The sequence below is a fragment of the Aeromicrobium sp. PFPM2_SD2 genome (assembly GCF_057364525.1).
Genome location: NZ_JBNFNZ010000652.1, coordinates 1 through 974 on the forward strand (window position 1 = coordinate 1; position 974 = coordinate 974).

1 pseudogene is annotated in these 974 nt (G+C 76.7%); it reads left to right on the top strand.

What is annotated here, in order from left to right:
- Positions 1 to 195: 195 nt before the first annotated feature.
- Positions 196 to 974: pseudogene (locus AC2W7G_RS17185) on the top strand (ATP-binding protein); the annotation flags it as partial.

Consider the following 974-nt stretch of genomic DNA (forward strand, 5'->3'; position numbering starts at 1 on the left):
AGCTCGTGCCGGGCCTGCGGGTCGTCGGCGTGCGCTCGCTGCGCCGACCTGGTCGCGCTGCTCACCGGCGAGGACGAGCCCGACGACCCGCCCGTCCCACCGCTGGAGCCCGCGGCCGAGACGCGCTGGGACGTGTCGGCCGGGCTCGACCTGGCCGACGTCGCCGGGCAGGACGAGTCCCGGCTGTCGGTGGTCGTGGCGGCGGCCGGGGGCCACCACCTGCTCATGACCGGGCCGCCGGGCATCGGCAAGACGATGCTGGCCCAGCGTCTGCCCGGCCTGCTGCCGGACCTCGACCGCGAGCAGTCCCTGTCGGTCAGCGCGGTGCACTCGGTCGCGGGCGTGCTGCCGGCCGACCAGCCGCTGCTGGTCCGCCCGCCGTTCCTCGACCCGCACCACACGGCCAGCGCGGTCTCCATCGTCGGCGGCGGCACCCGCGCGTCCGGCCGGGCGCCATGAGCCTGGCCCACCACGGGGTGCTGTTTCATGGACGAGGCGCCCGAGTTCGCGTCCAACGTGCTCGACGCGCTGCGCCAGCCGCTGGAGTCCGGACGCGTGGTCGTCTCGCGCGCGGCCCAGACCGCGGTGTACCCGGCGCGGTTCCAGCTCGTGCTGGCCGCGAACCCGTGCCCGTGCGGCCGCGCGGGCAGCACGGTCGACCGCTGCGAGTGCACGCCGCTGATGCGGCGGCGCTACACCGACCGCATCTCCGGCCCGATCCGCGACCGCATCGACATCCACCGCACGCTGACGGCCCAGTCGCGTCCCGAGCTGGTCGGGGCCCTCGGTGACGCTCGGTCCACGGCCCAGGTCGCCGGTCACGTCGCGGAGGCCCGGGCGCGGCAGCGGGCGAGGTACGCCGACACCCCCCTGGCGGCTCAACGCCGACGTGCCGGGAGCCGAGCTGCGACGTCACTGGCCGCTGGGCGCGGACGGTCAGGCGCTGGTCGACGCCCAGCTGCCGCAGCCAGCGG